This is a genomic window from Nonomuraea zeae (assembly GCF_005889725.1).
Classification (GTDB): domain Bacteria; phylum Actinomycetota; class Actinomycetes; order Streptosporangiales; family Streptosporangiaceae; genus Nonomuraea; species Nonomuraea zeae.
Genome location: NZ_VCKX01000442.1, coordinates 1 through 7,667, shown reverse-complemented (window position 1 = coordinate 7,667; position 7,667 = coordinate 1). Strand labels below are relative to the sequence as shown.

Here is a 7,667-nt window from a genome sequence, read left to right as displayed (position 1 = left end):
CAGCGGCGGCCGCGTCTGCTGTGTTTAAGAGACAGGGATGTTGTGGTTCAGGCGGAACATGTTCCGCGGGTCCCACTCGGCCTTGAGCTCGGCCAGGCGGCGGTAGTCCGCCGGCTCGTACGCCCTGCGCACCTCCTCGGGGGTGGCGTTCTCGCCGTACAGGAAGTTGAGCAGGCGGCCGCCGGTGGACCAGGGCGCGAGCGCGTCCCGGGCCCGGTCGTGCGCGGGGCGCAGGGCGGTCGTGTCAGTGCCGGGGGCCAGGCCGGGCGACAGCAGGCTCGCGCTGTAGCCGGCGTCCCTGTTGCCGACCGAGTTCGGGTACGACTGCGGCTTGGACAGCGCCCCGCCGAGGTGGCGGACCTCGACGACGCAGCCCGTCACGTCCAGCAGCGCGTCCACCGCCGCCGGCGGCAGCTCGCGCAGCACCGAGTGGGTGGCGTAGTACCCGGCCGGCTCCGTGGGGTCGTCGTGGATGGAGGCGGAGGCGGTGTACGGCATCACGCCCACCGTGTCCACCAGCCGGGGGCCGATCGCGCGCAGGGGCCGCACCAGGTCCTCGCCCTCCTCCGCCCCGCCGGTGAACGCGATGCGGACGGTGGCCACCGTCCGGCCGCGGAACCGCTCGGGGGCCTGCGGCGCGTCGGGGAAGGGGATGATCGCGATCGACGACGTCATCTCGTCGGGGAGCGAGGCCGTCCAGGCCGCCCACGTGCGCAGGGCCTCTCCCGCGTGGCCGGCGTCGAAGTAGAGCGCGCCCCCGTAGATCCGCTCGACCGGGACGAGGCCGATCTCCAGGGCCGTGACCACGCCGAAGTTGCTCCGGCCGCCGACCAGGGCCCAGTACAGGTCGCCGTGCAGGTCGTCGCCGGGGGTGACGTGCCGCGGCTCGGCGTCCGCGGTGACCACGTCGATGGCGCGCACCTGGTCGGCCGCGTAGCCGTACGGCCTGGCCATGAGGCTGAGACCCCCGCCCAGCGTGTACGGGACCGCGCCCACGCCGGGGGACGAGCCGGACAGCGGCGCCAGGCCGTGACGGGCCGCCTCCGCGATGACCTGGTGCCACCTGGCGCCCGCCTCGATCCTGGCCGTGGCGGTGACGGGATCGACGGTGACGGAGCTCAGCCGGTTCGTGTTGATCAGGAGGCCCTCGGTGGCGGGGACGGGCAGGCCGTGGCCGGCGGCCTGGACGGCGACCGGCAGTCCGGCGGCGGCGGCGTGGGCCACGGCCTCCCGCACGTCCTCCGGGCTCGCGGCGGGGACGACGAGGTCGGGCTCGTGCAGGGCGAGCCGCTGGAACCCGGCCCGCTCCGTGTCATAGAGCTGGCTATTGCGGTGGATTATGGATTTCATGGAGTTCATCCCTTTTGACGCTTCTCTCCAGGGTGTCGGGAGCTGCGGGTATGCGTCAAAGAGATAGATCTTATGGATGCGATAACGAACAGTTATGGGTGGGGCATGTATCCAAGTTCGGCACTCGGCGAGTTCCTCCGGTCGCGGCGCGGCCGGCTCACGCCGGAGGACGTGGGGCTGCCGCCCGGCGTACGGCACCGGCGGGTGGCGGGGCTGCGCAGGGAGGAGCTGGCGCCGCTCGCGGGCGTCAGCGTCGGTTACTACACCCGGCTGGAGCAGGGACAGGGCCCCCACGTCTCCGCCGAGGTGCTCGACGCGATCGCCAGGGTGCTGCGGCTGGACGACGACGAGCGGGCCCACCTGCACCGCCTGGCCCGCGCCGCCGCCCGGCCGCCCGAGCCCGCCCGGCCCGAGGTGCTCAGGCCGGGCATCAAGCGGACGGTCGAGTCCTTCACCGACGTGCCGGCCTGGGCGGTGGGCCGCCGGGCGGACGTGCTGGCCTGGAACCGGCCGGCCCACGCCCTTTTCACGGCGCACCTCCCCTTTGACGCGCCGGAGCGCTGGCCGCGGCCCAACTTCGCCCGGCTGGACTTTCTCGACGACCGCTACCGCGACGCCTACGTCGACTGGGAGAGCAAGGCCAGGGACGACATCGCGTACCTGCGGGGGTCGATGAGCCGCTTCCCCGGCGACGAGGAGCTGCGGGAGCTGGTCGAGGAGCTGTCGGCGGGCAGCGCGGAGTTCAGGGCCATGTGGGCGGAGCATCCCGTGAGCAACTGCGCCTCGATCTCGCGGGGCTACCGGCATCCCGAGCTGGGGGTGATCACGCTGACCGCCGAGCTGCTGCGCACGCCCGACGACGAGGGGCAGGGAGTGGTGATCTTCCACCCGGACCCGGCGGCCGAACCCCTGCTCCGCCGCCTCTGAGGCGTTCACGACTCCGCTCCCGTGGGTGCCGAGGTGACGGCGCGGCGCAGGAGGAGGCCGCCGGCGAGCGCGCCCAGCAGGGCCACCGCGCCCGCCGTCAGGAACGCCGTGTGCAGCCCGTCCAGCAGATCCGCGTGCGCGGCCACGATCGCGGTCAGGCCGGCCACCCCGACGGCCCCCACGAACGTCGGAAGCTGCGCGAGGCTGCCGGCCACCCCCTGGTCGGCCTCGTCGAGCCCCGACATGATCGTCGTGATGGCCGCGACTACGGTCAGCACGTGGCCGAACCCCATCGCCGCCGAGGTGACCAGCAGCAGGCCGAGCCCTCCTGAGCCGGGCAGGAGCAGCATCCCCGCCGTGCCCGCGCCCTGCACGGCCAGGCCCGCCGCGACCGCCGCCGGGGTGCCGCGGGCGCCGATCAGCCGGGCCGCCACACCGCCGGCGGCCAGCGCCGCCACCCCCTCGCCGAGGAACCCGAGCCCGGTCTGCAGCGCCGACCACCCGAGCACGTCCTGCATGTAGACGCTGAGCAGCAGCGTCGCCCCGCCGCACATCGCGAAGGTGACCAGCGCCACCGCCATCCCCCACGCCACGGTGGGGCGGCGCAGCAGCCGCGGCGGCACCAGCGGGGCCGAGTGCCTGGACTCGACCGCGAGGAACGCCCCGAGCAGCAGCACGGCCAGCGCCACCGTCGCCCAGCCGAGCGTCGAGATGCCATAGACCAGCGCGAACAGCCCCGCGCCCGCCAGCACCGCGCCGGGCACGTCCAGCCTGGCGCTCCCGCGCCCGCCGGCGCGCGGGAGCACGGTGAGCGCGCCCGTCAGGACGACCGCGCCGATGCCGGCCAGGATCAGCATGGTCCAGCGCCAGCTCAGCCCGCTGGTGACGAGCCCGCCGCCGATGGTCCCCGCCACGAAGCCGAGCGACAGCAGCGCGCCGTTTACGCTCATGGCCCTGGTGCGCTGGGGACCTTCGGGGAAGGCGGTGGTCATCAGGGCCAGCGCGGTCGGGCCGATCATGGCCGCCGCCACGCCCTGCCCGGCTCTGGCGCCGACCAGCACCGCCGGGATCGGGGCCAGCGCCGCGAGCAGGGAGAAGCCGGTGAACGCCGTCACACCGACCGCGAACAGCCTGCGCCGTCCCACAACGTCCGACGCCCGCCCGAACAGCGGCATCAGCGCGGCCGTCGGCAGCAGGCAGGCCGTCACCACCCATTGCAGGTCACCCCGCGTGGCGAAGCCCAGCTCCCGGCCGATCTCGGGAAGGGCGACCGTGATGATCGAGTAGTCGAGCCCCGTCATGAACGTCGCACCGCACAAAGTGATCAGCACGAGCCATCCGCGGGCCCCAAGAGATTGATCCGTCATGCGGGCCAGACTGTGCCCGGGGCGTGCGGGCGACCAGCGCCCTGCTGGAGGTACACCTGCCAGGTGCAGGCTCAGCCCGCCGGGTCAGATGGAGAAGCCGGGCGGGCGCAGCGGCGGGTGGACTGCCTGGAGCTGGGCGGCCAGGCCCAGGAGCTGCGGCTCCCCGCCGGGCGGCGCGATGAGCTGGACGCCGATGGGCAGCGCGGTGGAGTGCGTGGCCACCGGGACGGTGATGGCCGGCCAGCCGCACATGTTCCAGGGGCCGGCGGTGGGGGCGTACCTGATGTTGGCCGACGCGTTGCGCACGAAGCCGCGCTCGCCCCAGCGCTCCGCCTTGGGCGGCACCGCGGCCAGCGCGGGCATGATCAGCACGTCGGCGTCGCCGAACCACTGGTCGGCCCCCCACCCGCTCCAGCGCTCGCGGCTCCGTACGCCGTCCAGCTTGAGCGCGGCCAGCAGGCGGCCCGCGCGGGCGAGCGCGCGGGTGCGGCGCTCGAGGCGGTGCCGGTCCAGGCCGTCCGCCGACTTCGCGGCCCGGGTGAGCCAGGTGGCGACGGTGGCGGGGCCCAGCCAGGCGGGCAGCCTGCGGCCGTGCTCGACCACCGTGTGCCCGGCCACGCGCAGCGTCTCGGCCGCCGCGCGTACCGCGGCCTGGAACTCCCTGTCCATGGGCAGGCCGACCGGCAGCGGCTGGGGCGCGTACGCCACCCGCAGGTCGAACGGCTCGGGGCTGTCCTGCGGCGGTGGCTGCTCCCACACCTCGTCGTCGTCCGCCCAGACCGAGCGCAGCATGCGAGGCCGCGGCTCGACCCGCCGGCCGCCGCGCCACGCCTCGGCCAGCGACGGGTCCGCGGCCAGCACGGACAGCATCAGGGCCAGGTCCTGCGCGGTCGTGGCGAGCGGGCCGTTCTCGGTGAGCCGGTCCCAGTCGTCGGCCGGCGGCGGCACCCGGCCGGTGCCCGGCTTGAAGCCCAGCACGCCGCAGCACGCCGCGGGGATGCGCAGCGAGCCCATGCCGTCGTTGCCGAGCGCGATCGGCACCATGCCCGCCGACACGGCCGCGGCGCTGCCCGAGGAAGAGCCGCCGGCCGTACGCGCGGGGTTCCACGGGTTGCGCACGATGCCGTAGGCGCTGTCGCCGAACGCGACGAGCCCCAGCTCGGGGAGATTGGTCAGGCCGACGACGACCGCGCCGGCCGCGCGCAGCCGCGCCACCGTCTCGTGATCCCGCGGCGCGGGCACGTCCGCCGTCACGGCGGAGCCGCCGCGCGTGGCCTCGCCCGCCACCTCCAGATTGTCCTTGACCGCCACCGGCACCCCGGCCAGCGGCAGGTCCGCGAGGTCGCGCCGCTTCTGCACGGCCTGCGCCTCGTCCACGGCCTGCTCTCTGACCAGCCGGAAGGCCCCTACTTTGGAATCCCGCACCGAGATGGCGTGAAGGTGCTCCTCGACGACGGTCGTGGCCGTCACCTCACCTTGCCGGACGGCCGTCGCGATCTCGGCAGCGGACCTGCCTGCCCACAACATGTCTAGAGTGTGCAGGTTTTCACTCTTTGTTGCGAGGCTAGATGAACTTCTCCCACGTGGATGGACCTTCGCTCGCCACCCGCCAGCGCTCCCTGGGCGATCCCGCGACGGAGTTTCCGCTGTTCCCGCCGCTGACGCGCGGCTGTCCCAAGACCAGCACCGACGAGATCGCCTATCCGCTGGAGGTCGGCTACGACTACGCGCGGGTGGATCCCGCGCTGTTCGACCAGGAGCCGGGAACCGACATCGCGCGGTGGTCCCCGCTGCTGCCGCCGCTGGAGGCGCCCACGCTGGGCGAGGGCGGGTTCAAGGACCTCGGGGTCGGCGCCGGGTCCTATCCGGTTCTGGACCACCCGGCGCTCGGCGATCTCATGGCTTGAGCCACACCCGCAGCGGGCCGATCGTGGTGAAGCCGTGGCGCAGGGCGGCCTCCGGGTCGCTCTCGTAGCCGGCCAGGGGGCGGCCGGGGAAGAGGGCGGCGGCCATGGACAGCGTGCCGGACCAGGCGGCGTCCAGGTCGCGGCCGAAGACGTTCGAGACGCCCACGACCTGCCCGGACGGGCTGAGCACCGAGCCGCAGACGACGTCGTCGCCGATCCGCCCGCGCAGGACCGTCGCCTCGTCGAGGATCGCGGGGCGGAACAGGCCCGTCACCTCGCCCTCGAAGCACGCCTGCTCCCAGGCGGGCAGGCCGGCCGCGTCCACCACCTCCCAGACGAGCGCGGCGCCGATCTCCCGCGCCGGGCCCGTTTCCCGCGCGGGGCCCGTCGCGGGACGGTGGATCCACTGCGCCTCGAACAGCACGTCGAAGCCCGGCAGGTCGAGCGTGGCGAAGCTGTCCTTGACCGAGGCGCCCGAGCCGGTGTCGATGAAGCCGAGCACGTCCGCCGCCGTCGCGCCGGGGGCGAGGGTGACGGCGTCCGGGTAGAAGGGCGGGGTCCGGACCGGGCTGGTCCAGGCCCGGCCGGTGAAGACGCCCGGAGTGCCGTGGGCGCGGCACACCAGGTCGCACCACTCGGCGTTGTCGCGGGCCGCTGCGGTGATCATTTGTGGGTCCTGTTCGTACGCCGGGTGGGCGCGGCGGTGAGCGGGTCTTCCGGCCAGGGGTGCTTGGGGTAGCGGCCGCGCAGCTCAGCGCGTACGGAGCGGTAGCCATCGCGCCAGAACGAGGCCAGGTCCGTGGTCACGGCCACCGGGCGACCGGCGGGCGACAGCAGGTGCACCAGCAGGGGCACGCCCGCGATCTCGGGTGTCTTCTCCCAGCCGAACAGCTCCTGCAGCTTCACCGCCAGCACCGGCTGCTCGCCCTCGCCGGAGTAGTCGACGCGGACGTGGGAGCCGCTCGGCACCTCGATGCGCTCCGGCGCGACGACCTCCAGGCGCTCGCTCCACGGGATGAGGCGCCTGAGCGCCGTGGCCACGTCGATGCGCTCCAGGTCGGCGCGGTTGCGGGCGCGGGACAGCTCGGGTTCGAGCCACTGGCCGGCCAGGTCGGCGAGCGCGTCCATCGAGGGCCAGGGGTCGCCGATCGCGCGATGACAGAAGGCCAGGCGGTCTCTGAGATCCTTGGCCGGTTTCGTCCAGGTCAGGACCTCTTCTGTGCGCAGCCCGTGCAGGATGGCCGGGCGGACGTCGGCGTTCCTGAGCGGGGTGGCCGACAGCTCGATCGCGCCCAGCCGCTCGACCCGCCGGGCGGACACGTCGCCGCGGCGCTCGCCCGGAGGGACGCGCCAGGTGATCTCGTCCTCCGTCGTGACCGGCAGGGCGAGCCTGGCGGTGGCCTCGTCGATCACCACGGCCTGCCGGACGCGGGCCGAGGCCGAGCCGGCCGGCCGGTCGGCGATCGCGATGGCCAGCCAGGGGGCGGTCCCGAGCTTGGAGCCGTCGGCGAGCTGGGCCTGGGTGCCGGAGGCCATCAGGTAGCCGCCGCCGCGCCGGTGCGCCACCCGCTCGGGGAAGGCCAGCGCCACGGCCAGCCCGGCCAGCGCGTCGTCGGGCACCTCGTGCTCGCCCGAACCGGCGGCCCGGCGCAGGCGCCTGGCCTCCTGGCGCCAGCGGGCGGCGAAGCCGTCGCCGCCGCGCCGGGCCGCGCGCCAGATCTCGGCGAGGTCGTCGCCCGCCGTGCGCGGGAGCTGCTCCGAGAGCAGGGCCACCACCTCGGCGGCGCGCGGCCCGAGGTCGAGCAGGGCCCTGGCCAGGCGCGGGTGCACGCCGGCGAGCGCCATCCGCCGCCCGCGCCCGGTCACCCGGGAATCGGCGTCTACGGCTCCGAGAACTTCGAGGGTACGGGTGGCGGCCGACATCGCGGCGGCCGGCGGCGGGTCCAGGAGGGCGAGGCCGGTCGCGCCCGGCGTGCCCCAGCAGGCCGCCTGCAACGCGAACCCGGTCAGGTCGGCGAGCGCGATCTCGGGCCGCGCGTAGGCGGCCAGCCGCTCGTGCTCGGCCGCCGCCCAGCACCGGTAGACCGTGCCGGGAGCCTGCCGGCCCGCCCGGCCC

Annotated in this window: 7 protein-coding genes; 2 read left to right on the top strand and 5 right to left on the bottom strand. The window is 74.8% G+C overall.

Annotation, left to right across the window (positions count from 1 at the left end; translation table 11 throughout):
* Positions 1–24: 24 nt before the first annotated feature.
* Positions 25–1,350: an FAD-binding oxidoreductase gene (locus tag ETD85_RS58175; RefSeq protein ID WP_138698394.1), complete on the bottom strand. Its 1,326-nt coding sequence runs from the start codon at positions 1,348–1,350 to the stop codon at positions 25–27.
* Between the two features lie 105 nt (positions 1,351–1,455).
* Here ETD85_RS58175 and ETD85_RS58170 point away from each other — a divergent pair, with 105 nt between their 5' ends.
* Positions 1,456–2,277 carry a helix-turn-helix transcriptional regulator gene (locus ETD85_RS58170; RefSeq protein WP_170247426.1) on the top strand — a complete coding sequence of 274 codons (822 nt, stop codon included), beginning with the start codon at positions 1,456–1,458 and terminating at the stop codon, positions 2,275–2,277.
* A gap of 5 nt (positions 2,278–2,282) precedes the next feature.
* On the opposite strand, the gene ETD85_RS58165 is transcribed toward ETD85_RS58170, so the two are convergent.
* Positions 2,283–3,608, bottom strand: a complete 1,326-nt coding sequence (locus tag ETD85_RS58165; RefSeq protein ID WP_240780106.1) for an MFS transporter — start codon at positions 3,606–3,608, stop codon at positions 2,283–2,285.
* 120 nt (positions 3,609–3,728) lie between these two features.
* Positions 3,729–5,171: an amidase gene (locus tag ETD85_RS58160; protein WP_138698391.1), complete on the bottom strand. Its 1,443-nt coding sequence runs from the start codon at positions 5,169–5,171 to the stop codon at positions 3,729–3,731.
* Between the two features lie 56 nt (positions 5,172–5,227).
* On the opposite strand from ETD85_RS58160, the gene ETD85_RS58155 reads away from it, so the two are divergent.
* The gene (locus ETD85_RS58155; protein ID WP_206059553.1) at positions 5,228–5,551 is read left to right on the top strand and encodes a hypothetical protein; all 324 of its coding nucleotides are present in this window, start codon (positions 5,228–5,230) and stop codon (positions 5,549–5,551) included.
* Here ETD85_RS58155 and ETD85_RS58150 read toward each other — a convergent pair.
* Together ETD85_RS58150 and ETD85_RS58145 are read right to left on the bottom strand one after the other, a co-directional pair.
* Positions 5,541–6,218 carry a hypothetical protein gene (locus ETD85_RS58150; RefSeq protein WP_138698390.1) on the bottom strand — a complete coding sequence of 226 codons (678 nt, stop codon included), beginning with the start codon at positions 6,216–6,218 and terminating at the stop codon, positions 5,541–5,543. The two genes, ETD85_RS58155 and ETD85_RS58150, sit on opposite strands and share 11 nt — an antisense overlap.
* A partial coding sequence (locus tag ETD85_RS58145; protein WP_276617419.1) for an ATP-dependent helicase C-terminal domain-containing protein occupies positions 6,215–7,667 on the bottom strand: 1,453 nt, incomplete at its 5' end. The genes ETD85_RS58150 and ETD85_RS58145, both read right to left, overlap by 4 nt.